Source organism: Labrenzia sp. ATLA3 (genome assembly GCF_057180185.1).
The window spans coordinates 1-23,074 of sequence record NZ_JBXUKV010000013.1 but is presented as its reverse complement, the minus strand read 5'-3'; the positions used below and the strand labels follow the sequence as shown (position 1 = coordinate 23,074).

Sequence of the window (23,074 nt, the reverse complement as noted above, 5' to 3'; positions counted from 1 at the left end):
ATGCCTGCCAGCAACCAGCAAAAGCGCAGATCTGCCAGAAGCCTTCTTATTGGAGGCTTGCTGCTGTCTTGCGCCACTGTCACTGTTCTGGCCAGCGGCTTGCCGGAGCCGACGTTCCTGGAAAGTGGCAGCAACGATCTGATCCGGTTTCAGAAAGGCGAAGTGCCCGCACCGGCGGTTGCTCCGGAACCGGCGCAAGCTACCGAGTTGGATGAGCCAGAGCGCCGACTGATGGACAGGGAAGAAGCCGCTGCCGAGGTCGCCCCGCCGCCGCCGGCGCCTACACCTGCACCGTCTGATGACACGTTTGGGACGGACCGCTTGAGCCCGGAGTTGAACCCGGCCACCAGCCGGATTGCCCCCCAGCGGGAACGGGTTGCGCCGGCTGCTGCGCCAAAACAAAAAGCGTCAGAACTGGAAACCTCCGGACCTGAAATGCGGGGTTTGAACACGGCTGTCGAGAAACCGGTGGGCCGCGCGCAGGACCCGGCTTCACTGGAGGAGGCGGCAGATGCAGATGATGCGATTTTCGCGCGTCTGGTCACGGTCTGCCTAACCAATCCGGAAGATGCCAGTGGGGCCAAGGGCTTTGACATCAGGCGCGACGGCCCGCCGCGCTATGTTGCCGACGTTGGCGCAACAGCCTGCGCCCAGTTCGAGCCGACACGGCATACGATCTATCTCTGGAAGACGAATGACCTGGGCGCCCTGTCGCTGATCCTCTCCAGTCGTCTCGATCTCGTCCAGGCGGATGGGACGCAAGTGTCTCTGGACTGGTTGCGGGACAGGTAACCGGCCCGGCAGCGCAAACGGCCTTTCTCCAGTTTTTTCTTAAGTTCGTTACTCGCGCGAATACGCCCGGAAGCAAGGTTCTTTCCGGGCTGGTATGGCTTGTTGGGGATGCAATTCGGGGAATCTTTCCATCGTCATCCCGGCCAAGCGGAGCGCGAGCCGGGATCGGGGAGGAACAGGTTCCTTTTTAGGGGCCCATTTCGTCAGCCCTCGGCTCCCCGATCCCGGATCTTCGCTGCGCTGCGTCCGTGATGACCAAAGGAGGGATGAGCAACGGCGGGGTGGCTGAAGGCGGGATGACCATTGGGGGGAGACGAATGGAGCGACGGCCAACCTGGGGAGAAACGCAAAAAGAAACCGGCAGGTGGGGCTGCCGGTTTCTGTGCGGGCGGTGGGGTGTTTAGCGCTCGGCGACGTCGGCGAGGCGCACCAGCGTCAGGAATTCTGAGCGGTAGCCGAAGGGGTCCGCACCCTTGTTTTCACTGGCGAGCTTTTCAATCGCCCTGAAATCCCAGTCTCCCAGGTAATCGGTGCCCTTCAGCATTTGCCCGAAGGCGGCGACCGAGGCGGCAAAGAGGGTTTCCGACATCGGTATACCGCTTGTGTCTTCCATGACCGGTGTCTGGATCAACGTGCTTTCCTTCTCGCCGGGCTGCTTGTAGCGCAGCTTCACGAAGGCGAGTTCACCCGAGTAGGACGCCTGAACGGGTTCGATCTTCTCCTCGGGGCCGTAGCGCAGGTCCGAGAACTTTTCCGCCGGTGACCCGACAGGGGTGATTTCGTAAAGGGCCGTGACGTTGTGGCCCGCACCGATATCGCCCGCATCGACCTTGTCGTTCTTGAAGTCCTGGGTTTTGAGGGCCCGGGTTTCGTAGCCGATCAGACGATATTCCGCGACGGTTTCCGGGTTGAACTCGACCTGGATCTTGACGTCCTGGGCGATCATCGAAATGGAGCTGACGACCTGATCCACCAGCACCTTGCGGGCTTCAGACAGCGTGTCAATATAGGCGGCAACGCCCTGGCCGTTCTGTGCAAGGGTCTGCATCAGCTCATCATTGTAGTTGCCGCGACCGAAGCCGAGCACGGAGAGTGCCGTGCCGTTTTCCCGCTGTTCGGCGACATAGCGTTTCAGGCTGTCCGGGTCGGACAGGCCGACGTTGAAATCGCCGTCGGTGGCCAGGATGATCCTGGTCTGCTCGCCATCGCCGGTCATGGTTTCGGCCAGCGCGTAGGCACCCTTCAGACCTTCGTGGCCTGCCGTGGATCCACCGGAGGTCAACGCGTTGATCTTTTCCAGGATCCGGGTTTTGTCGGCAACCTTGGTCGGCTCCAGCAAAACACCGGAACTGCCCGCATAAGTGACGATCGCGACTTCATCCTCGTCGCGCAGTGAGGACAGCAGCAGGCGGAAGGATTGCTGCAACAGCGGCAGTTTGTTGGCGTCGGCCATGGAGCCGGAGGTGTCGATCAGGAACACCAGGTTCTGCGGAGGAAGGTCTTCGAGCGGGACCTTGTAGCCCTGAATGCCGACCTGCATCAGCTTGGTGTGTTCGTTCCACGGGGTATCGACCACGGAAACATTGGTGGAGAAGGGATGGCCGCCCTTTTCGGGCACGGGGTAATTGTAATCGAAGTAATTGACCATCTCCTCCACGCGCACCGCATCCGGATTCGGCAAACGGCCGCCGGACAGCGTGCTGCGGACATAGGAATAGGAGGCGGTATCCACATCGACGGAGAAGGTCGACACCGGGTCCGCACTCGTGCGTTTCAGGGGATTGGCCTCGGCGGAGGCAAAGCGTTCCCGGTCTTCAAGGCGGACGGCAGGCATTGCCGGTGGTTCCGCCTGAATGCCGCTGTTCAGAACAGCTCCACCAGCGCCAGAGGAAAATGTCATCAGTCCGCCGCCGGCTCCATTCGAACGAGCTCTTTGTTTTTGAAGCAACGCCGGGGCTGGAGCAGGCTGAGGAGTTGCAACCGGACGCGCAACTTCGGCGACGACAGCGTGAGTCTCTTCCTGTTTTGGGAGCTCGGTTGCTGAAACCGACGCATCATCGTCGGGCTTGCCGGTGTTGGTCATTCTGCCGGCTGCTTCTGTCGTGTCTGTGAGTTTCTTTCCGAGATCCTGCCAATCGATGGTTTGGGAGGCGATGCCGGCAATGGCGATTGTCATCAGGGATGCGGAGCTGATCAGCACGGTTCTGGGCATGTGTTTGCCAAACATGAGACAAATCCTTTTCATCGCCCGGAAACGGTGTGTCCGGGCGTAAGGGGGAGGGCTGGTTGGGGTGTCAGGCAAGAGCTGCGCCTGAGCGGCGCAGCCCGTTGGTCATCGGCAGGTGTTAGCGGAAGACGATGCGGTAGCTTTTGCCCTTGCGGCAGACCGATGTGCTTGAGTCCGCGTACCAGGTCTTGAGCAGGTTCCAGCGGCCGTTGGACTTCAGCTTGCGGAACTGGACCCGGACAAAGGTGCTGGCGTTGTTCACGCCTTCCAGGTTGCGGGTCACACTATAGGTGCCGCCGTTTGCGATGACCCGGTTGGCGATGTTTTCCGAGCGCCAGCGATTGGAGCCGAGGTCACGGTAATCGAGATCGTAAAGCTGGATTGGCTGGCCGGTGTTGTTCTTCACCGTGATGTTGACCTTCTTGCAGATGTCGAACAAGGCGGCGGCCGGTGTGACGGCTCCGAGGGAGACAACGCCTGCGATGGCAAGGACGGATGCGGCGGCAGCGGTTTTGGCAAGGGCTTTCATTGGTCAATTCCTTTCTCTTGAATGATCTCCTGTCGGAGGGGGTATCGATCTTTCGATGAGAGAAAGGTGCCAGAGCGGGCGGGCTGTCAGTATGGGGTCGATACCCCAATCGCACTTCGCAGGTTTTGGCCTTGAGGAGGCGCGATCACCGAACCTGAGGTCTATTGCGATGCTGAGGGCACCCTGGCGGGAGCCGTGGTTCAGCCTGTCAAGTAAAATAGCCCCGCCCGCAGTCCAGGTGACCGCGGACGGGGGACTTGTCAGGTGGCCTTCTGACCGACGAAACGGCCAGCGCCTTCCGGAAAGGGCAGAGCCTTGTGGGCGTCTGCAAAGGCCTTGAGCTTTTCGGCGACGTCTTCATCCGGCAGGGAGCTGGCGCGGGTGTTGAGATCGACATGGAGCAGCAGCGTTTCCATGGTCGCGGCAAGCTTGCCGTCGGCATTCTTCAGGAAGTGAAACAGCTGCATTTTCTTCCCTTCCCCCTGAAGCACGTGGGTCGTGACGATCAGGCGTTCACCTGCAAGGAGTTCGTCCAGATAACGCAGATGGTTTTCAACGGTGAAGTAGCTCTTGCCGGAAGCGATATAATCGGCATCCGCACCGATCAGTTCCATGAACCGGTCGGTTGCCGCTGCGCCTGCTTCCAGGTAATGGGCCTCGTTCATATGACCGTTGTAGTCGGTCCAGCTTTGCGGGATCTGGCGATCTCCCGTGATCGGCAGGTCGGCTTCCGCCGGGGCCGCCAGGGCCCGTTCGTGGGTGTTGAGAACACCGCCCGCACCGCTGCCACTTTTCTTGAGAGCCCGCATCATGCCGACAAGATTGTCGTCGCGCAGGCGCTCCAGTTCACGAATGGAGCGGTGGCCCGACTGGGCATCCGACTGACCGGCGATCAGGTCGACGAGCTCTTCGGTGAATTCCGGCACGTCCATCAGTTTGGTCCAGGGCCAGGAAAGGCACGGGCCGAACTGCGCCATGAAGTGCTTCATGCCCGCTTCACCACCGGCGATGCGATAGGTTTCGAAAAGGCCCATCTGCGCCCAGCGCAGACCGAAGCCCATGCGGATGGCCTCGTCGATTTCTTCCGTTGTGGCGATGCCGTCTTTCACGAGCCAGAGCGCCTCGCGCCAGACTGCTTCCAGAAAGCGGTCGGCGATATGGGCGTCGATCTCCTTGCGCACTGTCAGCGGGAACATGCCGATCTCACGCAGGATGTCAGCAGCGCGTGCGGTCTGGTCTGGGGCGCCGACGAGTTCGACCAGCGGCAACAGATAGACGGGGTTGAACGGGTGGGCGACGACGGCCCGCGCGCCTTCGCTGGTCAGTTCGGAGGGTTTGAAGCCGGATGTGGACGATCCGATGACTGCCGTTTCTGGGGCAAGCTCCGTCAGGCTGCCGAGGATCTTGTGTTTAAGATCCAGACGCTCCGGCACGCTTTCCTGTATCCAGTCGGCTCCGGAGACCGCTTCAGCAAGATCGGATGTGAAGGTGAGCGTGCCTTCGTCCGGCAGCCGCTTGTCGTAAAGAGCAGGCAGGCTGCGCCGTGCGTTGTCGATGACTTCGCCGATCTTGCGTTCGGCTTCCGGGTCGGTGTCGAAGACGGCAACGTCCCAGCCGTTCAACAGGAACCGGGCGGCCCAGCCGCCACCGATGACGCCGCCGCCGACGATGGATGCTTTTCTGGTCATGGTGCTAAAGTCTCCGTGTGGCCGTCGATGGCCAGGATCTGTCCTGAAATACGGGCGCCTGCTTCAGACGCCAGAAAGTGAATGGAGTTTGCGACGTCCTGCGCGGTGACCCAGGTCTTGAGCGAAACGCCCTTCACGTAGCTTTGGCGAATGGCCTCTTCGCTCTCGCCACGCGCCTTGGCTTCCATCGCAACGACCCGGTCCATTCGCTCTCCTTCCACCGCGCCGGGACAGACCGCGTTGACGCGGATGCCGTGCGGCCCGAGTTCCATGGCGAGTGTCTTGGTGAGGCCGACAATCGCCCATTTGGCCGAAGCGTAGGGCGAGCGGTATGGATAGCCGTAAAGACCGGCCGTCGAGGACGTGAGGGTGATCAGACCGTGGCCCTGCGCCTTCAGCACTCTGGCCGCCCAGCGGCAGGTGAGAAAGGCCCCGTGGAGGTTGGTGGCGACGCAGAGCTGCCATTCTTCATAATCCAGCGTCTCGATTGCCCCGGCAGGGCCACCGGTGCCGGCATTGGCACAGACCACGTCGACACCGTTCCAGCGCTCTTCCAGGTCACTCAGGAACGCGGTCATTTCCGCTTCAGACGTGACATCGGCAACAACAGCGATCGCGTTGCTGTTCGCCTTCGAGAATGCGGAAACGGCTGCAGCGTCCGCATCGCAGATCGCGACGGTGTCACCTTCTGCCAGGAACCGGTCCGCAATGGCGCGGCCGATGCCCGAAGCACCGGCTGTAACAACTACTCTGCGGCTCATGTCAGGCCCCCACCGGCGCGCGCTTGGTCAGGCCCAGCTTTTCGCGCACCGCTTGCGGGCCAATGATGTTGGCACCCATGCCCTGGATGACCCCGACCGCTTTTTCAACCAGTTGGGCATTGGTGGCGAGTACGCCTTTTTCCAGGAAGATATTGTCTTCCAGGCCAACGCGGACATTGCCACCGGCCAGAACGGAGGCCGCGACATAGGGCATCTGGTCCCGGCCAAGGCTGAAGGCCGACCACGACCAGTCGTCCGGAATGGCGTTGACCATGGCCAGGAAGGTGTTGAGATCGTTCGGCGCGCCCCAGGGCACGCCCATGCAAAGCTGGACAAGGGCGGGGGAGGCGAGCGTGCCTTCCTTGACAAGCTGCTTGGCGAACCAGAGGTGACCGGTGTCGAAAGCTTCGATTTCCGGCTTCACGCCGAGTTCGGTCATCATGGCGCCCATGGCGCGCAACATGCCCGGGGTGTTGGTCATGACGTAATCTGCTTCGGCGAAGTTCATGGTGCCGCAGTCGAGGGTGCAGATTTCAGGAAGGCACTCGCGGATATGTGCCATGCGCTCGGTTGCGCCGACCATGTCGGTGCCTTTTTCGACAAGCGGCAGGGGGCTTTCGGTGGAGCCGAACACAATGTCTCCACCCATGCCTGCGGTGAGGTTCAAAACCACATCCACATCGGCCGCACGGATGAGATCCGTGACTTCCCGGTAAAGCTCCAACCGGCGGGATGGTGCTCCCGTCTCCGGGTCGCGCACATGACAGTGGACGACAGCCGCGCCCGCCTTGGCGGCATCGATGGCGCTGTCGGCGATCTGCTTGGGGCTGCGGGGAACGTGCGGAGACTTGTCCTGCGTCCCGCCGGAGCCTGTTACGGCGCAGGTGATGAAAACGTCGCGGTTCATGGTCAAGGGCATTTGGTTCTCCTGTGTCGGTGGCAGATCAACCGGTGCCGGGCGAACTGCCAAAAGCTGATTGTTGTGAAAGTGTCAGGTTGTCTTGTCTGTGGGTGGTCGAACGCGGATGATCTAGCGGCCCTTCCAGACCGGATCCCGTTTTTCGGCAAAGGCGCGGGCACCTTCCTTCTGGTCTTCCGAACGATAGAGCGTTTCCACCGTCTGAAACTGGCTTCGGGTGATGCGGTTGAGCGCGTCCTGGAACTTCATGTCTTCCGCTTCACGCACGATTTCCTTGATCGCGGCATAAACGAGTGGGGGACCGGAGGCGAGCAGCTCGGCCAGTTTCCAAGCTTCTGCCATCAGGTCCTGTCCGGGGTAGATGTGGTTGATGAGGCCCCACCGGGCGGCTTCGTCGGCTTCGATCCAGCGGCCGGTGAACAGCATTTCCATCGCGATGTGATGGGGAATGCGCTTGGGAAGTTTGATGCTGGCAGCGTCTGCCACTGTTCCCGAGCGTATTTCCGGCAGGGCGAAGGTGGCATGATCTGCCGCCAGGATGATGTCGGCGGAGAGCGCAAGTTCCAGCCCGCCGCCGCAGCAGATGCCGTTGACTGCGGCGATCACCGGCTTGTTGAGGCCACGCAATTCCTGCAGGCCACCAAAACCGCCCTTGCCGTAGTCCCCGTCGACGGCATCGCCATCGGCGGCGGCCTTCAGATCCCAGCCGGGGCAGAAGAACTTTTCACCGGCGCCTGTCACGATGGCCACCCGCAGGTCCGGATCGTCGCGGAAGTCGGTGAAGACTTCGCCCATGATCCGGCTGGTCATCAGGTCGATGGCATTGGCCTTTGGCCGGTCAAGCGTGACAGCCAGTATGTGGCCGCGTTTTTCGGTCTTGATGGGGTTTTCCATCAGCTTTCTCCCAGTCTCACCAGCGCATCGACTGCGATGGCGAAGTCCGCGCCGCACAGGAGCGGGTTGATTTCGACTTCTTCGACCGGCGCCGACAGAACGAAGGTCTGCACCGCCTGCACGACTTCAACAACGGCCTCCAGATCGCAAGGCGGCTTGCCGCGATATCCGGTCAGGACGCGGCCGATCTTCAGACTTTCAAGAGCGTTCCTGATCTCTTCACCACTCGCTGGGACGATCAGCGAGGTGCTGTCTTCCAGAAGCTCGGTCAGGATGCCGCCGGCGGCGATGGTCAGGACGTAGCCGTGCGCGGGATCCCGGACGATGCCGACAAGCAGTTCGGCAAGGCTGCCGGTGATCATCTCCTCCACAAGAAACGATGAGGCTGGCATGCTGCTGGCGGCGGAGTGGACCTCGCAGGCTGATTGCAGATCCAGCGCAACAGCTCCGGCTTCGGTCTTGTGGGCGATGCCGGTGCCTTTCAGGGCCACGGGAAATCCGATCTCCTCGGCCGCATGGGCAGCGGCTTCCGGGCTGTCGGCAATGGCACTTGCCGGGGCCTTGAGGCCGTACTGTTGCAACAGGGCTTTTGCCTCCTGCTCCGACAGGAGACGGGGATCGGCGACAGGCTGGGGTATCCGGATCGGTTCCGCTGACAAGGGGTGTGCCAGAAAGGCGGCTGCCTCGATGGCGGTCAGGGCATCGTCCAGCCCACAGAGAGGCGTGAGGCCGCGTTTCATGAGATCGGTGGCGAGGGCTTCCGGCATGGTTTCCGGCAGGGAGCTCAGGATCGCCATGGGCTTGCCGGAGGCTTTCATCGCCGCTTCTACCGGCTCGATCACTTTCAGCCAGTCTTCCGCGTCACAGCGGTCCGGTCTCGGAATGTCGAGAATGACGATACCCATGGCAACGTCCGCCTGCATCATGGCGGTGTAGCACCGGGTCATGGCGGCGCCGTCGCCCCAGATGTAGGTGTGATAGTCCAGCGGATTGGCGAGGGCGACCCTGGGGCCGAGGGCCTCGGACAGAGCTGCTCTTTGCGCGGGACCGAGCGGCGGAAAAGTAATCTGCCGGCCGACAGCGGTGTCTGCAATCAGGCTGGCTTCTCCGCCCGAGCAGGACATGGAAACGATGTTGGCGCTGGGCAGGGGGCCTGCGACGTGAACCAGTTTCAGGGTTTCCAGAAGTGCGGGCAGGCTGCCCACCCTGGCGATGCCTAGCCGTCTGAACAGAGCCTCTGAGCCAGCCGTGCTGCCAGCGAGAGCCGCCGTGTGCGAAACCGTTGCCGCTTGTGCCGCTTCAGAACGGCCGACCTTCAGGGCCACAACGGGTTTGCCAAGCGCATGCGCCTTGCGAGCAAAGGCCTCAAAGGCCGCAAGATCATCCAGCCCTTCTATGTGCAAACCGATGGCGGTGACGCGATCATCGTCCAGAAGGGCACTGCCGATGGCGGAGAGCCCCGTTTGAGCCTGGTTGCCGGCGGTCATGAGATAGGCAATTGGCAGACCGCGCGTCTGCATGGTCAGGTTCAGTGCGATATTGGACGATTGCGCGATGATGGCAACACCGCGCTCCACCGGGGTCAGCCCATGCTGATCCGGCCAGAGGGCTGCTCCGTCAAGTGCATTGAGAAAGCCATAGCAGTTGGGGCCGAGGATCGGCATGTCACCAGCCGCCTCGATGAGCGCAGCCTGGAGCTCCGCGCCGTCGGCAAGCTCGCGGATTGCTTCGCTGAAACCGGAGGCAAAGCAGATGGCGCCGCCAGCGCCGAGGCGCGCCAGCGAGCCGACGATCTCAATGGTGACATGCCGGTTGACGCCGATAAAGACCGCGTCTGGGGCGGAGGGAAGATGGTCGACAGAGGTATAGGCCCGGCAGCCGTCGATCTCTTCCCGGCTGGGGTGGACCGGCCAAAGGTCCCCCGCAAAACCGGCCTTTCGACATTCCCGAAGCACGTTCCGGCACCAGGAGCCACCACCGATGACTGCCACTGTTTGCGGACGAAGCAGGCGTTCAAGCGAGCGCATGGGTCAGGCTCCGAGCGGTCGGAAGACTTCGCGGCTGATGAGATGGCGCTGGATCTCGCTGGTGCCGTCCCAGATCCGTTCCACGCGGGCATCGCGCCAGAAGCGTTCGATGGGGAAGTCGTCCATCAGGCCCATGCCGCCAAAGATCTGCAAGGTGGTGTCCGTCACCCGTGCCAGCATTTCGGACGCATAGACCTTGGCGCTGGCGATTTCACGGTTGGCAGGCAGACCCTGATCAAGACGCCAGGCGCCGGCAAGTGTCAGCCAGTCGGCGGCGTCGATCTCGGTGATCATGTCGGCGACCTGGAAGCTGACGCCCTGGAATTTGGCGATTGCCTGACCGAACTGCTTTCGCTCTGCGGCGTAGTTTACAGCGTAATCGAAACAGCGGCGGGCCCGGCCGACACTCATGGCGGCAACGGTGAGCCGGGTGGCGTAAAGCCACTCGTTCATGACCTCGAAGCCACCGTCGACTTCGCCAAGGACCTGACTGTCCGGCAGGCGGCAGCCGTCAAAATACAGAATGCAGTTCTTGTAGCCCCGGTGGCTGACAGAGCGATAACCTTCACGCACCTCGAACCCGGGTGTGCCCCGGTCGACCAGAAAACAGGTGATACGTTTCTTAGGGCCCTTCGGGGTTTCGTCCACGCCGGTGGCGACAAAGACGATGAAGAAATCCGCATGTTCCGCGCCGGAGATGAAGTGCTTGGAGCCGGAGACGACCCAGTCACCGCCGTCGCGCACGGCCTGGCATTTCATGCCGCGCACATCCGAGCCGGCATCGGGTTCGGTCATGGCAAGGGCGTCCATCTTCTCGCCTCGGACGGCGGGCAGAAGGTAACGCTCGATCTGGTCGCCCTTGCAGGCCATCAGGATGTTCTGAGGACGGCCGAAAAAGTGGTTCAGCGCCATCGAACCGCGCCCGAGTTCCCGTTCCACCAGCGTGAACTCCAGATGGCTTAGGCCCGCGCCGCCGACGTCTTCCGGGAAGTTGCTGGCGTAGAAGCCGAGTTCGATGCATTTACGCTTGATCTCTTCGCCGATTTCGGCAGGAACCTGGCCTGTTTTCTCGACAAGATCCTCATGCGGGTAGATCTCGTTTTCCACGAAAGACCGGACCGTGGAGACGATCATCTCCTGCTCTTCGCTCAACCCAAAGTGCATCGGATCCTCCCCTTGCATCAAGTCTGTGAGAGTGAGACAAACAGGCTGAGACTATTGTGCAGTTTTGGTTTGAAATCATGCCGCTTTCACAGAATTCGAATTCAGTGAGAAAAATCTGCGTCCTGCTGTTCGACAGCTTTTCCAACCATTGTCTGGCGAATGCGATCGAGCCTTTTCGGGCGGCAAACACCATTGCACGCAAGCAGCTTTATTCCTGGGAGCATGTGAGTCTTGCTGGGGGTACCGTCACGTCCTCCAGCGGGTTGCCGGTTGCGACGTCCGGCTGGATGGAGGCCAAGCCCCGTGGGGACTATCTGTTCATCATGCCGAGTTACGGATTTGAGACCTTTGCGGGGCAGGGCATGACGCGAGCCCTACAGGCTGCAAGGCAGCGGTTCGGCACATTGGTCGGCATGGATACCGGAGCCTGGCTTCTGGCCGCTGCCGGACTGCTGGAGGGGCGCAAGGCCACGATCCATTGGGATGAACTGATCCGGTTTGCCGAGCGTTTCCCCGACGTCGACGTTGTCGAGGATCGTTTTGTGCTGGATGAGAACATCTGCACTTGTGGCGGGGCATCGACCACCTTTGAACTGGCACTGGAGTTGATCAAGCGGCACCACAGCCCGATGTTCGCGCTCGAGGTGGCGGCCATGTTCATGTATGGCGACACGCTGGACATGCACGATCCGCACAAGCGTCTGTCGTCGGATGCCCTTGTGCGCGGGGCAACAGCGCTGATGCGGCGAACCATCGAAACACCGATGCCGATTGAAGACCTTGCCCGGCAGTTGAAGGTTGACCAGCGGACGCTGGAACATCGTTTCCAGCGGGAAATGTCGATGACGCCACTCGGTGTCTACAAGGCGATCCGCCTGCGCGAGGCGCGCCGGATGGTGGAGCTGACGCGGCTTGGCATTGCCGAGATTGCGGAGCGCTGCGGCTATCGCAATGCAAGCGCCATGACACGGGCGTACCGGCAGGCATTCGGCCAATCACCACGCGAGCACCGGCGCATTACGTAGTCCGTGCCTTTAGAAGGAGAAAGGCCGCGCTGATTGCGCGGCCCTTTCTTGGGAGGTTGAAGACCTTACTGGTGCGGGAAACCAACCTTTGCCGTACCGTTCCAGTCGCCCTGGAAAGGCAGGATGTTGAGCTGCTTCTTTGCTTTTGCGCCATGCGTTCTTGCGTCGGCAACCTGCTGCTGGGCAACTGTCAGCCGCTCTTCGCCGTTGGAGGTGCCGACAACCGGCAAGATCAACAGTTTACCGCTGCGAGCTTCGGCCAGAGCCTTTGCATTGATCGTCTGCTGCTGACGGACGGAAACCGGCTTGTCGCCATTGAGATCGCCACGTGTGTCGTCCGGATCGAACGCGAAGGCATTGCTCGCCAATGCGCCGGAAACAAAGACTGCGGTCAGCAGGGTGGAGAGAACTTTTCTGGATGTACGCATGATATTGCTCCGTTTGGTGGTTAAGCTCATGAATGGCTTCCTGGGACTGCTGCCCCTCACGCCGTTCATGCCGGGAACAACGACACGAAAGCGGACCGGTTGCGGTGGGTCTGGTAATAAGTTCAACACAAAAACATGAGGCCGTGTGAGAAGGAGCCGGCCTTGCGTGCCGCTCGGTTTCTCCCCACGCGCGCATTCATTTCCGTCTGTGAGAAGAGGTCATGCCCTTCACCGGGCCGTGAACGCCCTGAGAGATACAGGGCCGGATTCCCGCCGGATTTTCAAACTGTCATGACAAGGTCTTGAGCGTGCTTTTGCCAGGCGCGCGGCGTCTTACATCTCGTCCAGAAACAATAGAACAGGAACTATGGGATGGCCTGCACCAAGGACGATTTCACGAAAGACCTCCAGGGGGAAATACCGCATCTGCGCAGATACGCCCGCTCGCTGACCCGCAACCCGGAAGCCGGCGACGATCTGATGCAAACTTCTCTGGAAAAGGCCTTGCGGCATCACGCCAGTTTTCACTGTGGCACGGAGCTTCGCCGCTGGCTGTTCACGATTGCCCGCAACGCCTATCGCGACGAACGCAAGTGGCTTGCCCGCCGGGGGGATCATCTGCCTATCGAGGACTGGCTGGAGGAAACCCAGGCACAGCCCGCACAGGAAAAGCACCTGGAGCTGGAAGATGTCACCCGGGGGATTGCCGGGCTCCGGCCCGAAGACCGCAATGCCCTGGAATTGCGCGTGTTCTCCGGCCTGTCCACCGGGCAGATTGCCAAGCAAACCGGTGTGGCGGTTGGAACCGTGAAAAGCCGGCTCTCCCGTGCCCGGCACCTGCTTGCCGCTGTCTGACGGCCCGCAGGTGCGTGTTCAGCCTCCAACTGTCAGGCTGCGACCCTGACCGGGACACCGGCAGTGCGGGCGGTCAGCCGCTCGGTTCGATAGTCCGACCAGTCTTCTGCCGCGTCTTCCAGTCCTTCCGCGTCTTCCCCGTCGGCGGGGAAGGCAGCGGAGAGCACGTCGCCGGTGATGTCGTTGCACCAGCCTTCCGCGGGATTGAATTCCAGAACTGCCCGAACCTTTTCGAGCTGCCCGGTCTGAAGGTCTTCGACGATTCTGGTGAGGCTCATGTCGGAGAGGTCTGTTTCGGGGGTGTAGAAGCAGTTTCCAAGTTCGCAAATCACTGAGTAGAACGACATGTCGAGGTTCAACGTCATAAATGCCTCCGTCTGCAATATGCAAAAAGAATATACGTAAAATGCGTACAAGTCAATTTGATTGCGTTGCAGAGTATGTCGGAAGCGTACGGCCCTGACTCGTCGCGAAATGGCTGCATATGGGCGTGTCAGGTCGCATTCAGGGCTGTTCCGGGGAATGGGGCGGGCTCCCCGCGGGCGATGCTGCAGGCGGCTGAAGTGAGCGGCTGTCAGACCACCTGACGGATCACGCTCAGAACCTTGGCGATGATCCGCACTTCCGTTGCTTCTTCATCATGCTCGTTGAAAATCACCGGTTCCTGAAATCGTGGATCGTTGGATTCCGGCTGCAATTCGATCTGACCGTTCCGGCGGACAATCCGTTTGGCGGTGCGTTCAATGGTATGGCCGCCGTCTCTGGTGCGTTCGACGACGGCAAGATCTCCGGACTTGATCTCGATGCCAGCCTCAAGATAGTCGACACACAGGATGAAGTCGCCGTTCCAGGCGATGCGGTTGAGGCTTTCCCCATTGATTTGCAACAGGTATTGGCTCTCGCTTGGAAAGCGAAGGTCCCCCGCAAAACTCGTTTCCTTGGTCGCGTCCGTTTCGAACAATCCGGATTCCATCCAGAGGCCGGCGGCCACCTGGCCCTTGATTTCAAGGGGCGTTGCCGCCCTGGAAGGTGCGCTGGAGGCGTCGAGATCGGTGATGGAATCGGGCGCGAGGGCCAGAATATCCTCGCGCGTGATCGGTTGTTCACCCTTGCCCAGAAGGACCGGAAGAAGCTTTGCCACGAAGTCCGACGGCAACGCCGGTTTCATGTAGTCCGCGCTGAAGTACCGCTGGATGGAAGACGCGTTTTGATAGCCCATTGCCCGCGCGATGGCACGGATTGACAGGCCACTTCGGTCTTTCAGATCCGCGAGCTGGCGGGAGACTGCCGATTGTTCGTCCATATCCATATGATGCTCACCGGGTCACGTGCAATGCATACGTATTAGCAGTAAAAACGTACGGAGTCCATGTTGACATACGTACGCAATAAGCGTACGAATTTTGCGTCATCAAGTGAATGCGTGGGAGTGACGATGGAAACTCAGACAACCCTTCGAAACAGGACAGAGGAGACTGGCCGGTGAGGGACCTGACGGACGAAATTGAGGAAGCTCAGGCAAAGGTCGCGCACCTGAGAATCAGGGCCGAGCGGCCGAGCGCCAGGCTGGAGGATGAATTCGCGCTGGAAAAGGCGCGTAACAGGCTGCTGACGCTTGAGCTGCGCAACCTGAAGCAGGGTAGCGAGGCGCGTGGCAGTTCTGCCCAAAAGTCCAGAATGCCTGGGGCCAGCAGAGCGGGCAGAGAAGGGCAGGTTACTTTTAAAGTCAGAACAAAAAGTGAACAAATGCCGCGTACGGCAAGGGAGAGGGCGGAAGCTGCCTTTGCGGCCGTGCAGGGCAATGCAGTGGTCAAGAAAGGTCGGGTCTGATGGCTTCGGGAGGATTGGTTGACCGGATTGCTGCCGAATATGGCGTACATTTTATCAGCCACACAAGACGGGTGCAGGGGCGGCACCAGTCAAAGGCTCGCCGGACTTGCCAGACCCTGTTGCAGAAACACGGGGCGGAGCATCTGCGCCTCGTGTTTGGACTGATCAATACGGCCGAGAACCGGGGAAACTGGAGTGCTCCGTGCTTTACCGCCGTGTCCTGGCTTGTTCTGAACAAGCCGGACTGGGTGGAACGCCGCGGATTTCTGGACCAGTTCGACCGGATCAATCTGGAAGCGCTGCTTGGCAGTGCCAAGCACATCAACCCTGCAGCGCCAACTCTCACGCTTGCCGTTCTGCTGTCCTACGAACTGGAGAAGCTTTTGGAAACCCAAAGGGAAGGCATTGCGGCATGAATGCTATTGTCAGTTGTGTCAGGTTGACTACACTCCCCTCTGCAATCTTCGGCTGTGTTGAGTCGCTTAAACGTTGCGCATCAGGCCTGCTGTGCTCCGGTTCTGCTGCGGTGGTGGGCGGTTCTTTCACCGGTGTTTTGAAAGGGGAGGTTTTGATCATGGACGGCTATTTGACGAAAGCGCAGATTTTCGCCTTCGAACGGGGAGCTGCTGCGTGCAGGGAAGGCAAGTCACGGGAGGACAATCCTTATCCGCAGCAGGCCGATTATTTCGGCCTTTGGGAAGAGGGCTATCGGAAAGAACGTGAAAGCCGCGGCAAGTAACAGGACCCACCAGGGTCTGTGATGCCGCACGGAAGGTCCTTCCGCCGTGCGGTTCTGTTTCACCTACAGTTTGAAGAGCGATGTTATGGAAACAAGCGCACCTGACCAGATCCTGGCCCGGTTGACGGAGGCTGTCGAAGTTGTTGCGGCGACCGGCAAGGGCGATGGACCGCGAGCTGTGCTGGCCAGTTGGCCTGAATGCCAAGGCAAGGTTGCCAAACGCCGCCGTGTCTATCCGCCCCGCACGATCAGCCAAGCCGAGGAAGCGATCACCTGGTTCTCTCTGATTGAGGACCCGGACGCACGCCGCGCGCTGCAGTTTGAAGTGATGTGCAAGGCAGGCGGCGGCAAATTTTCGCGGATCTGCGAGAAATATGGCTGGAAACGCTCGACGGTTACCAGCCGCAACAAGGTGGTGTTGCGCCGGCTGGCCGAAAAGCTGGAAGCAGCCCACTAAACCAATAACCTGATTGCCGACCCGGTCAGGCGACCGGCAATCAGCAAGCGGTCAGCAAAGGCTGCCGTCCTGGACCGCAGGTCCGGTTTGATCAACCTGGCTCGAAAGGTTGGTCATCATCAAAGCGATTTCGCCGACCATTGCGTGGCGGTTGGTCTTGTGCCGGGTCTGATCGATTTTCAGATCCCGTGTTGGCGTTCCAGAGTTCTGACGCCTTTTGTTTTGAGCCCCCCCAAATAAAAACTTGAAAACGCATGCCCAGAAGAACGCGCGGTTGCGGGCAGCTTTCCGAACTACGGCATTTGAAGACGGCACGCGTCTTGAGGTGTTCGGAAGGGAAGGGGCGCGGCTTTTCGGGCAAGGTCGGAAAAAACCTGCCAGACGCGCTCAAGGCGGGCTGAGAGATAACCCTGTGTTGGGGCAGGTCTTTTCGAAAAGCGGCGCCTAAACACTCGTTTCAGACATCCGGGCGGCGTGGACAGCTTCGACAAAAACGGGCAAAACAAGGCTTCCTTATTTTATCGTGGATCAGTGTGCCTCAAGGGCCTGATGCCGGTTTCGCACTTCCTTCCAGGCCCCGACATTTTGCAAGCGAAGCCGCAGTGCTTCGAACCCTGTTGCTGTGGGCCATCGATGCGGAAGCGGCGGACCGCACCCTGACCTGACCTCCATACGACTTGCAGGAAAGTGCGACCCATGACTTTGCCAGAAGGGGGCGGCAGCGCGCTGAAGTGGCCGACGGCCAAAGCGCGCCGGAAGGTGTGCGCGGAGTTTTGCGCACATATTGCCGCCGGATATTCGATCGACAGCTTCCCGGATGCCGACCGCCGGACGATCCGCTATTACGCCGAACAGTTTCCCGAGGACTTTCCACCCGCAAGGCTGGAGGAAGCCGCCCGGCGCGGCCTTCTGGAGTGGGAGCGGATCGGCAAGGACGGCGCCAGCGGAGAGCTGGCGAAATTCAACGCCAGCGCGTGGACCTTTGCCATGAAGAACCGCGCCGGCTGGCGGGACCGAACGGAGCCGGACACCTGGCCGGTCTGGAGCGGGCCGGAAGACAGCCAGACACTAGAGACATTGAAACCGCGCAGCTCGGAGGAAATCGCTCTGGGCGTGATGGCATTGCTGACCGGAAAGGATACGCCAAAGGATGGCGACGGCCCTCGAAACGCTGATTGACCATATCGACCGCATGCCCGCGGACGAACGGGTTGCCTTGCAGAAGCAACTGGATGAAGCGGGCGTGCTGGACCAGTTCACCGTCTGGCGGCCGCAGGCCGGACCGCAGACGGAAGGTTATTTCTCCGAAGCCGATCTGACGCTTTACGGAGGTGCGGCAGGCGGCGGCAAGACGGACCTGATTGCCGGGCTGGCGCTGTTTGCCCACCACAAGGCGGCGATCTTCCGCCAGTCACTCAAGTCTCTGAAGGGCCTGACCGAACGCATGAACGCGCTGATGCGGCAGGCGGGCATGGGCAAGATTTCAGGCAACCCGCCAAGGTGGACCGGACATGACGAGCGGCTGATCGAATTTGGCCACCTGGGTCTGCCGGGGGCGGAAGAAGACTGGCAGGGCCGTGACCATGACCTGAAGGCCTTCGATGAAGGGGCGCAGATGGACCCGCGCAAGATCATCTTCGTGCTCGGCTGGCTGCGCACGACACGGAAGGGGCAGCGCTGCCGCGGGTTGATCGCCACCAATCCGCCACTGGGCGGGCAGGGGGACTACCTGAGCGACTGGTTCGCGCCCTGGCTCGATCCGCTGCATCCGCTTTACGGCAAGGTGCAGCCGGGCGAGATCCTGTGGGCGGTGTTCATCGATGACGGCGATGCAATCCGCACGGTGTGGGTGGATGGGCCGGAGCCGGTGGAGATTGAAGGCGAGATCCGCACGCCGAAGAGCCGGACCTTCATTCCGGCCCGGCGGCAGGACAACCGCTACCTGGGAACGGACTACGATGCCCAGCTCGACCAGATGCCCGAACCGATGCGCACGGCGCTGAAGACCGGCGACTTTCTGGCAGCCCGGCAGGACCACGAGTGGCAGGTGATCCCGTCCGACTGGGTGGACCTTGCCTTCGAGCGATACGACCAGGGCATCGACCGGGACGAACCGATGACGGTGCTGGCGGTGGATGTTGCCCAGGGCGGCAAGGACCGGACGGTGCTGCAGCCGCTGCATGGCCGGCGTTTCGAAACCAACATCGTGCGCAAGGGCACCGACACGAAAGACGGCGCCGATGTTGGCTCGCTGATCATCCGCGAGCGGCGCGACAATGCGATGATCGTGGTGGACTGCACCGGCGGCTGGGGCGGCGATACGGTTGGGTTCCTGAAGCGGGAAAACAATATTCCGGTCGAAAAATGCGTCTTCTCCGCCCAGTCGGGCGAGAGTGCGAAGGACAGCAGGATCCCGTTCTACAATTTGCGCGCCGAACTCTATTGGCGATTGCGCGAGGCCTTGCACCCCAAGAGCGGGCTTGGGCTGGCAATCCGGCGATCGGCAACGGTGAAGGCGCAGTTGACGGCGCATCGATGGAAGATGCGAAACGGGAAAATCCTGATCGAGAGCAAGGAAGAGATCAAGGACCGGCTGGGCTCTTCCCCGGATGAGGCGGATGCGATTGTCGAGGCATTGGGATGGAAGCAGAAAGCGGAGTTGAAGAAGGTTCTGAAAAGCAGGGCCAAAAGTCGGATGGCGCCGCTGGGCGATCCTCTGGACGGTTTCTGATCCGCGACCTTTGCCTGCGGGATGCCAGCTTCATCGCGGCCAATATGCGGGACCATGACCTGCGCGAAATCGCCTGTCTGTGGAAGGAGTGGGACACAAGGGCGCTGGCGGCCTGCGCGCTGCAGACGTCCGTGCCGGGCATGGTGTGGTCGCTCTGGTAAGACGGCCAGCCGGCGGCGGCCTATGGCTTCAGCCAGGCGTCCGCCTTCGATCCGGATCATTGGCAGGCCTGGGCCTTCGGAACGGACCGATTCCGCCGATGTGTGCCGGCGATCACACGACACTTGCTGGAAATCCGGGAGATTGTGGAGCGGGATTGCCGGCGGTTGCAGGTGATCACCCTAAACGATCATGACATTGCCCATGGCTGGATCGAGGCGCTGGGCGCAACACGCGAAGGGCGGCTGAGGGCCTATGGCCGAGGCGGCGAGGACTATTATGTCTATGCCTGGGTAAGGGGGGACAAGCGGCCATGAGCGTTGTTCGAAATCGGGAAGGCTGGTAGCGTCCGGCCATTGTTATATTGACGTTTTTATCTGGAGGCTTTGCCTTGTCTTCACCCAAGGACGATCTGCCCGTCGGGCAGATGACGAAACATTTTGCCGGAAACATCTCTCAACTGAATGCCATCGTTCTGTCCGATTATCGCAGGACCGAGGAAAATATCGGTTATCACAAGGGCCGCCTGGAGCAGGGCTTCAAGCTGCTGGTCCTCAAGCACTTGCCGCTGCCGGAAGTGTTCGAGTTTCAGGGCACGACCTTGCGATCCGGCGGGCGGTATGGCCTGCCTGAGGAAACGCAGGAGGCGGACAGGCGGCGCGCGACCGTGCATGACGGCATCCTGGCGGACCGCGGGGCTGCGGGATACCGGGATCTCCAAACCCGCGCCCTGAGCCTTGCAACCGTGACCGGGCCGAAGCGGCTGGTGAAGGTCATGCCCACGATCCGGCATGACGAGCATATGGCCCCGCGCGATCAATATCCGATGGGCGGCGGTTTTCTGCAGTGGGACCTGAAGAAGCCCGGCTTGCCGTTTTTCTGCGCGGCGCATTTCAAACCGGGCGGCACGGTGGTGACGGCGGACGGCACGTTTCAGGTCAACTCGGACAATTTTCTGGCCGACTATCCGCAGCGCGAGAAGCTGCAGAAGTATCTGCAGACAGTCTAGATTTCGTACCACATTTAGACAGTGCGAGCAGCGAAGCGGGTGCGGTAGTCGGTCGGGCGTAGGCCGAGTTTCTTGCGGAAGTGGTGGCGGAGCGCGTGGGCGCTGCCGAAGCCGACACGGGCTGCGATCGTTTCCATATCGTCGTCGCCCCGGCTGAGGATCTCCTTGGCGGCCTCCAGACGCTCCTGAACCAGCCACTCGCCCGGTGTCAGCCCCGTTGCTTCGGTGAAGCGGCGCTGGAAGGTGCGCGGGCTGAGGCGGCAGAGGGCTGCCATGGTTTCAATGGTCCAGGCCGTCTGCAGCGCCTGCCTGACCCGCTCCAGAACAGGTGCGATTTCGCTGCCCTCGCGGTGGGCGACGGGGCGTTCCAGGAACTGAGCCTGGTCGCCGGTGCGGTGGGCTGGAACGACGAGGCGGCGCGCAACGGAGTTGGCCTTGTCGGCTCCGTAATCCTGGCGGATGATTTCGATCATCAGATCGATGCCGGCGGCGCTGCCCGCAGACGTGTAGATCCGGTTTTCCTGACGATAAAGCGAGGTCTCGTCGACGGTGACGGCGGGGTGCCGCTCGCGCAGCTTTTCCGCGTAGCGCCAATGGGTGGTGGCGGAGCGACCGTCGAGCAGACCGGTGGCTGCCAGAACGAACGCCCCGGAGCAGATGGACACGAGCCGCGCGCCCCGGCTGTGGGCCTCGCAAAGCCGATCGGCAAGCGCTTGGGGAACCGGGCAATCCGCCCCTTTCCAGCCGGGAACGACGATGATGTCCGCCTTGGCTATGTGTTCCGGGCCATGGTCTGGCACGAGTGTGAGGCCGCCATGGGCGCGTAAGGGGCCTTCCTCGACCGGGCAACTGGCGAAGCGGTACCAGTCGGTGCCGAATTCGGGGCGGGCCAGACCAAATATCTCAGCGACGATACCGAACTCGAACGTGCAGAGCCCATCGTACAGAAGGGCGACAACAAGCGGGCCTTCCAGCGCTGAGGGGGGCGCGGTTTGAGGGACTGTGTCTTTTGTCATGATATTTACGTATATAGGCATTCACGCCAATTGCCAACAAGCGTTCAGACGGGCGACAAACAGCGGGAAAGGAGACCTTCATGACCAACAATGTCACTGCTGTTCCGGCTGCGCCGAGCGATCTCGCCAGGGAACATTTTGCCGCCGAGTTCACTTTTGAGGCCGATTGCTGGGATGTGCACGACGCCCTTCAGGGCGACCCCGGCTTTGTGCTGCTGGATGTGCGCAGTCCGGCGCTGTTCGAAAAAGGCCATGTGCCCGGAGCGATCAACTTGCCCCATGGCAAGATCATCCGTTCCAAGATGGCCAAGTGGCCGGAAGAGACATTGTTCGTGACCTATTGCGCCGGCCCGCATTGCAACGGTGCCGCACGGGGGGCGTTGCGGCTTGCGGAACTGGGCCGCCCGGTGAAGATCATGGCAGGTGGCATTACCGGCTGGATCGACGAAGGTTTTGAGCTGGCAACCGGTAATTCATGAGCTGAGCCGCAGTAAGAGCCCCTGCCTGCCTGACCCATCCTGCTTTGTCCGGTCAGGCGGGGGCATTACCAGGAGCGTCGGTCGAAGAGGAATCAAAGCCACGGCTGCAGCAATTGAAGCCTTCAGGAAAGCTGCCGTCGGCAGGTTGCAAAAATTCACCGGATCAACCACAATCCTCTCAGGAACAAAGAAAGAACATTTTTTAGGGGATTTGGACGCAGGACCCATGGCGGATTTTGAAGATTTGACCGGCTGGCGGGAAGAATTGCAGGCATATTACGAGGAAGGTGGGCAAGAGGCGGTCGATTATATCTATCGACATGATCCAGAGGTCTTCCTAGTGAGTACCAGGCTCTCCCAAGTGCAGCATTTTGCTGAACTTCTGCTAAAAGACCCGGAACTTAGAGACGCGACTGCTCAGCAAATGGAGTGGTTGAAAGTTGTTGACGCCAATGGAGGTGCTGTTGGCAGGGGGGATCCGGATTGGGACAACCGGCCACTAGAGGCTCACATACTCATGGGAGACTTTTACGAATGGTACTGCCTGAAATCCGGGTATCCTCACGAAGCCAGGCATCTTTATAGTTTTGGTATGTTTACTGCCTGCGATGTCCTTGCGGGAAAATACGAATCTGTTCGCTCAAAGGCGTGTGTCGAACTTTTGCTAGACAGTGATTACATCGAACAAGACGAAGGAGGCTTGTGACGAGCAAGCAAACAGTCGTTGCATTCGACCATGCCAAGGTCGGGGCATTTTCAGCCCAAGTTCGTTGATATTCTGACGTAAGACATTTTTTTGACGCAGGACCCATGGCGGATTTTGAAGATATTACCGGCTGGCGGGAAGAGCTGGCCGCATTTGAGAAGACGGAAGAAGGCAGGGCCTTCTTTGCCGGCAACAAGCGCTACGGTGGCCGCAAAGTTCCATATGAGAACGTCGTGCAGATGGTTGAACTGATCCGTGGTGATGAAGAGTTGCACGAGGCTTTGAAGAAGACACTCTGGTTTGCTCAATACGTCGAGGAACATGACCTTGAGGCCTATGACGAGCAGTATCAGGAGCTTCATCCTATTGACGCTTACGATACCCTTATTTTCTTCGGACGTTGGTACCTGACGAAATCCCGGATTCACGCAGACAAAAGCAACCTACTGATCGCTGCAAATTTGGCGGATGACGTCGAGGCCGGGAATGTGACCGATCTCCGAACAGAGGAAGCGATGGATTTCACGAAGAAAAAATATTCTCCGTTCGTCTCCTTTCCGGGGGAGGAGTCGTGATGGAGAAGATTGTTGCGATAGATGCCAATGAAATCAGCCCGATCATGAAAAACTTCGGGCTGGA

At 60.5% G+C, this 23,074-nt stretch carries 26 protein-coding genes; 14 read left to right on the top strand and 12 right to left on the bottom strand.

Annotation, left to right across the window (positions count from 1 at the left end; translation table 11 throughout):
- Positions 1-792 carry a hypothetical protein gene (locus tag AC2A6O_RS27635; RefSeq protein ID WP_498931974.1) on the top strand — a complete coding sequence of 264 codons (792 nt, stop codon included), beginning with the start codon at positions 1-3 and terminating at the stop codon, positions 790-792.
- A gap of 400 nt (positions 793-1,192) precedes the next feature.
- Here AC2A6O_RS27635 and AC2A6O_RS27630 read toward each other — a convergent pair whose 3' ends face one another.
- The 8 genes from AC2A6O_RS27630 to AC2A6O_RS27595 form a co-directional block, all read right to left on the bottom strand.
- A complete protein-coding gene (locus AC2A6O_RS27630; protein WP_498931973.1) occupies positions 1,193-3,019 on the bottom strand; it encodes a vWA domain-containing protein in 1,827 nt (608 codons plus the stop codon).
- Positions 3,020-3,137: 118 nt separating this feature from the next.
- Positions 3,138-3,548: a hypothetical protein gene (locus tag AC2A6O_RS27625; protein WP_498931972.1), complete on the bottom strand. Its 411-nt coding sequence runs from the start codon at positions 3,546-3,548 to the stop codon at positions 3,138-3,140.
- 260 nt (positions 3,549-3,808) lie between these two features.
- Positions 3,809-5,236, bottom strand: a complete 1,428-nt coding sequence (locus AC2A6O_RS27620; protein WP_498931971.1) for a carnitine 3-dehydrogenase — start codon at positions 5,234-5,236, stop codon at positions 3,809-3,811.
- Positions 5,233-5,997: an SDR family oxidoreductase gene (locus AC2A6O_RS27615; protein WP_498931970.1), complete on the bottom strand. Its 765-nt coding sequence runs from the start codon at positions 5,995-5,997 to the stop codon at positions 5,233-5,235. Before AC2A6O_RS27615 ends, AC2A6O_RS27620 begins: the two co-directional genes overlap by 4 nt.
- A 1-nt stretch (position 5,998) precedes the next feature.
- Positions 5,999-6,916, bottom strand: a complete 918-nt coding sequence (gene bcoG, locus AC2A6O_RS27610; RefSeq protein ID WP_498931969.1) for a 3-dehydrocarnitine:acetyl-CoA trimethylamine transferase BcoG — start codon at positions 6,914-6,916, stop codon at positions 5,999-6,001.
- A gap of 111 nt (positions 6,917-7,027) precedes the next feature.
- On the bottom strand, positions 7,028-7,810 hold the full coding sequence (locus AC2A6O_RS27605; protein WP_498931968.1) for a carnitinyl-CoA dehydratase: 783 nt from the start codon (positions 7,808-7,810) through the stop codon (positions 7,028-7,030).
- Positions 7,810-9,837, bottom strand: a complete 2,028-nt coding sequence (locus AC2A6O_RS27600; RefSeq protein ID WP_498931967.1) for an acetate--CoA ligase family protein — start codon at positions 9,835-9,837, stop codon at positions 7,810-7,812. The genes AC2A6O_RS27605 and AC2A6O_RS27600 overlap by 1 nt, the downstream gene beginning before the upstream one ends.
- 3 nt (positions 9,838-9,840) lie before the next feature.
- A complete protein-coding gene (locus AC2A6O_RS27595) occupies positions 9,841-11,001 on the bottom strand; it encodes an acyl-CoA dehydrogenase family protein (protein WP_498931966.1) in 1,161 nt (386 codons plus the stop codon).
- 104 nt (positions 11,002-11,105) lie between these two features.
- Between AC2A6O_RS27595 and AC2A6O_RS27590 the strand changes: the two genes are divergently transcribed.
- Entirely contained in the window at positions 11,106-12,026 is a 921-nt protein-coding gene (locus tag AC2A6O_RS27590; protein WP_498931965.1) for a GlxA family transcriptional regulator, read from the top strand.
- A gap of 65 nt (positions 12,027-12,091) precedes the next feature.
- Here the strand turns inward: AC2A6O_RS27590 and AC2A6O_RS27585 are convergent, their stop codons facing one another.
- Entirely contained in the window at positions 12,092-12,454 is a 363-nt protein-coding gene (locus AC2A6O_RS27585; RefSeq protein ID WP_148585974.1) for a hypothetical protein, read from the bottom strand.
- Between the two features lie 372 nt (positions 12,455-12,826).
- Here AC2A6O_RS27585 and AC2A6O_RS27580 point away from each other — a divergent pair, with 372 nt between their 5' ends.
- Positions 12,827-13,309, top strand: coding sequence for an RNA polymerase sigma factor (locus AC2A6O_RS27580; protein ID WP_148585975.1), 483 nt, complete (start codon positions 12,827-12,829; stop codon positions 13,307-13,309).
- A 32-nt stretch (positions 13,310-13,341) separates the two neighbouring features.
- On the opposite strand, the gene AC2A6O_RS27575 is transcribed toward AC2A6O_RS27580, so the two are convergent.
- Both AC2A6O_RS27575 and AC2A6O_RS27570 read right to left on the bottom strand, forming a co-directional pair.
- Positions 13,342-13,674 carry a hypothetical protein gene (locus AC2A6O_RS27575; RefSeq protein ID WP_148585976.1) on the bottom strand — a complete coding sequence of 111 codons (333 nt, stop codon included), beginning with the start codon at positions 13,672-13,674 and terminating at the stop codon, positions 13,342-13,344.
- A gap of 209 nt (positions 13,675-13,883) precedes the next feature.
- A complete protein-coding gene (locus AC2A6O_RS27570; RefSeq protein ID WP_148585977.1) occupies positions 13,884-14,618 on the bottom strand; it encodes a LexA family protein in 735 nt (244 codons plus the stop codon).
- Between the two features lie 173 nt (positions 14,619-14,791).
- On the opposite strand from AC2A6O_RS27570, the gene AC2A6O_RS27565 reads away from it, so the two are divergent.
- The 8 genes from AC2A6O_RS27565 to AC2A6O_RS27530 all read left to right on the top strand — a co-directional run bounded on the left by AC2A6O_RS27565 (position 14,792) and on the right by AC2A6O_RS27530 (position 20,234).
- Entirely contained in the window at positions 14,792-15,139 is a 348-nt protein-coding gene (locus tag AC2A6O_RS27565; RefSeq protein WP_498931961.1) for a hypothetical protein, read from the top strand.
- Positions 15,139-15,555, top strand: coding sequence for a hypothetical protein (locus AC2A6O_RS27560; RefSeq protein WP_498931960.1), 417 nt, complete (start codon positions 15,139-15,141; stop codon positions 15,553-15,555). Before AC2A6O_RS27565 ends, AC2A6O_RS27560 begins: the two co-directional genes overlap by 1 nt.
- Positions 15,552-15,878 (top strand): ribosome modulation factor, encoded by a 327-nt coding sequence (locus tag AC2A6O_RS27555; RefSeq protein ID WP_148585980.1) that lies wholly within the window; start codon positions 15,552-15,554, stop codon positions 15,876-15,878. Before AC2A6O_RS27560 ends, AC2A6O_RS27555 begins: the two co-directional genes overlap by 4 nt.
- Positions 15,879-15,963: 85 nt before the next feature.
- The gene (locus tag AC2A6O_RS27550; RefSeq protein ID WP_148585981.1) at positions 15,964-16,335 is read left to right on the top strand and encodes a DUF6362 family protein; all 372 of its coding nucleotides are present in this window, start codon (positions 15,964-15,966) and stop codon (positions 16,333-16,335) included.
- 696 nt (positions 16,336-17,031) lie between these two features.
- A complete protein-coding gene (locus AC2A6O_RS27545; RefSeq protein WP_498931957.1) occupies positions 17,032-17,514 on the top strand; it encodes a hypothetical protein in 483 nt (160 codons plus the stop codon).
- The gene (locus AC2A6O_RS27540) at positions 17,486-19,066 is read left to right on the top strand and encodes a hypothetical protein (protein WP_498931955.1); all 1,581 of its coding nucleotides are present in this window, start codon (positions 17,486-17,488) and stop codon (positions 19,064-19,066) included. The genes AC2A6O_RS27545 and AC2A6O_RS27540 overlap by 29 nt, the downstream gene beginning before the upstream one ends.
- Before the next feature lie 332 nt (positions 19,067-19,398).
- Positions 19,399-19,542, top strand: coding sequence for a hypothetical protein (locus AC2A6O_RS27535; protein WP_498931953.1), 144 nt, complete (start codon positions 19,399-19,401; stop codon positions 19,540-19,542).
- A 74-nt stretch (positions 19,543-19,616) separates the two neighbouring features.
- On the top strand, positions 19,617-20,234 hold the full coding sequence (locus tag AC2A6O_RS27530) for a hypothetical protein (RefSeq protein ID WP_148585985.1): 618 nt from the start codon (positions 19,617-19,619) through the stop codon (positions 20,232-20,234).
- A gap of 14 nt (positions 20,235-20,248) precedes the next feature.
- Here the strand turns inward: AC2A6O_RS27530 and ftrA are convergent, their stop codons facing one another.
- Entirely contained in the window at positions 20,249-21,250 is a 1,002-nt protein-coding gene (ftrA, locus tag AC2A6O_RS27525) for a transcriptional regulator FtrA (RefSeq protein WP_498931951.1), read from the bottom strand.
- Positions 21,251-21,330: 80 nt separating this feature from the next.
- On the opposite strand from ftrA, the gene AC2A6O_RS27520 reads away from it, so the two are divergent.
- From AC2A6O_RS27520 to AC2A6O_RS27510, 3 genes are all read left to right on the top strand, one after another.
- On the top strand, positions 21,331-21,729 hold the full coding sequence (locus AC2A6O_RS27520) for a rhodanese-like domain-containing protein (RefSeq protein ID WP_148585987.1): 399 nt from the start codon (positions 21,331-21,333) through the stop codon (positions 21,727-21,729).
- Between the two features lie 226 nt (positions 21,730-21,955).
- Entirely contained in the window at positions 21,956-22,435 is a 480-nt protein-coding gene (locus tag AC2A6O_RS27515; protein WP_498931949.1) for a hypothetical protein, read from the top strand.
- A gap of 104 nt (positions 22,436-22,539) precedes the next feature.
- Positions 22,540-23,010, top strand: a complete 471-nt coding sequence (locus AC2A6O_RS27510) for a hypothetical protein (protein WP_498931947.1) — start codon at positions 22,540-22,542, stop codon at positions 23,008-23,010.
- The last annotated feature ends 64 nt before the right edge of the window (positions 23,011-23,074 follow it).

Coding starts and splice junctions, on each gene's coding strand:
- AC2A6O_RS27635 (WP_498931974.1), top strand. CDS start 1: ATGCCTGCCAGCAACCAGCAAAAGCGCAGATCTGCCAGAAGCCTTCTT.
- AC2A6O_RS27630 (WP_498931973.1), bottom strand. CDS start 3,019: ATGTTTGGCAAACACATGCCCAGAACCGTGCTGATCAGCTCCGCATCC.
- AC2A6O_RS27625 (WP_498931972.1), bottom strand. CDS start 3,548: ATGAAAGCCCTTGCCAAAACCGCTGCCGCCGCATCCGTCCTTGCCATC.
- AC2A6O_RS27620 (WP_498931971.1), bottom strand. CDS start 5,236: ATGACCAGAAAAGCATCCATCGTCGGCGGCGGCGTCATCGGTGGCGGC.
- AC2A6O_RS27615 (WP_498931970.1), bottom strand. CDS start 5,997: ATGAGCCGCAGAGTAGTTGTTACAGCCGGTGCTTCGGGCATCGGCCGC.
- bcoG (WP_498931969.1), bottom strand. CDS start 6,916: ATGCCCTTGACCATGAACCGCGACGTTTTCATCACCTGCGCCGTAACA.
- AC2A6O_RS27605 (WP_498931968.1), bottom strand. CDS start 7,810: ATGGAAAACCCCATCAAGACCGAAAAACGCGGCCACATACTGGCTGTC.
- AC2A6O_RS27600 (WP_498931967.1), bottom strand. CDS start 9,837: ATGCGCTCGCTTGAACGCCTGCTTCGTCCGCAAACAGTGGCAGTCATC.
- AC2A6O_RS27595 (WP_498931966.1), bottom strand. CDS start 11,001: ATGCACTTTGGGTTGAGCGAAGAGCAGGAGATGATCGTCTCCACGGTC.
- AC2A6O_RS27585 (WP_148585974.1), bottom strand. CDS start 12,454: ATGCGTACATCCAGAAAAGTTCTCTCCACCCTGCTGACCGCAGTCTTT.
- AC2A6O_RS27580 (WP_148585975.1), top strand. CDS start 12,827: ATGGCCTGCACCAAGGACGATTTCACGAAAGACCTCCAGGGGGAAATA.
- AC2A6O_RS27575 (WP_148585976.1), bottom strand. CDS start 13,674: ATGACGTTGAACCTCGACATGTCGTTCTACTCAGTGATTTGCGAACTT.
- AC2A6O_RS27570 (WP_148585977.1), bottom strand. CDS start 14,618: ATGGATATGGACGAACAATCGGCAGTCTCCCGCCAGCTCGCGGATCTG.
- AC2A6O_RS27560 (WP_498931960.1), top strand. CDS start 15,139: ATGGCTTCGGGAGGATTGGTTGACCGGATTGCTGCCGAATATGGCGTA.
- AC2A6O_RS27555 (WP_148585980.1), top strand. CDS start 15,552: ATGAATGCTATTGTCAGTTGTGTCAGGTTGACTACACTCCCCTCTGCA.
- AC2A6O_RS27550 (WP_148585981.1), top strand. CDS start 15,964: ATGGAAACAAGCGCACCTGACCAGATCCTGGCCCGGTTGACGGAGGCT.
- AC2A6O_RS27545 (WP_498931957.1), top strand. CDS start 17,032: ATGACTTTGCCAGAAGGGGGCGGCAGCGCGCTGAAGTGGCCGACGGCC.
- AC2A6O_RS27540 (WP_498931955.1), top strand. CDS start 17,486: ATGGCGACGGCCCTCGAAACGCTGATTGACCATATCGACCGCATGCCC.
- ftrA (WP_498931951.1), bottom strand. CDS start 21,250: ATGACAAAAGACACAGTCCCTCAAACCGCGCCCCCCTCAGCGCTGGAA.
- AC2A6O_RS27520 (WP_148585987.1), top strand. CDS start 21,331: ATGACCAACAATGTCACTGCTGTTCCGGCTGCGCCGAGCGATCTCGCC.
- AC2A6O_RS27515 (WP_498931949.1), top strand. CDS start 21,956: ATGGCGGATTTTGAAGATTTGACCGGCTGGCGGGAAGAATTGCAGGCA.
- AC2A6O_RS27510 (WP_498931947.1), top strand. CDS start 22,540: ATGGCGGATTTTGAAGATATTACCGGCTGGCGGGAAGAGCTGGCCGCA.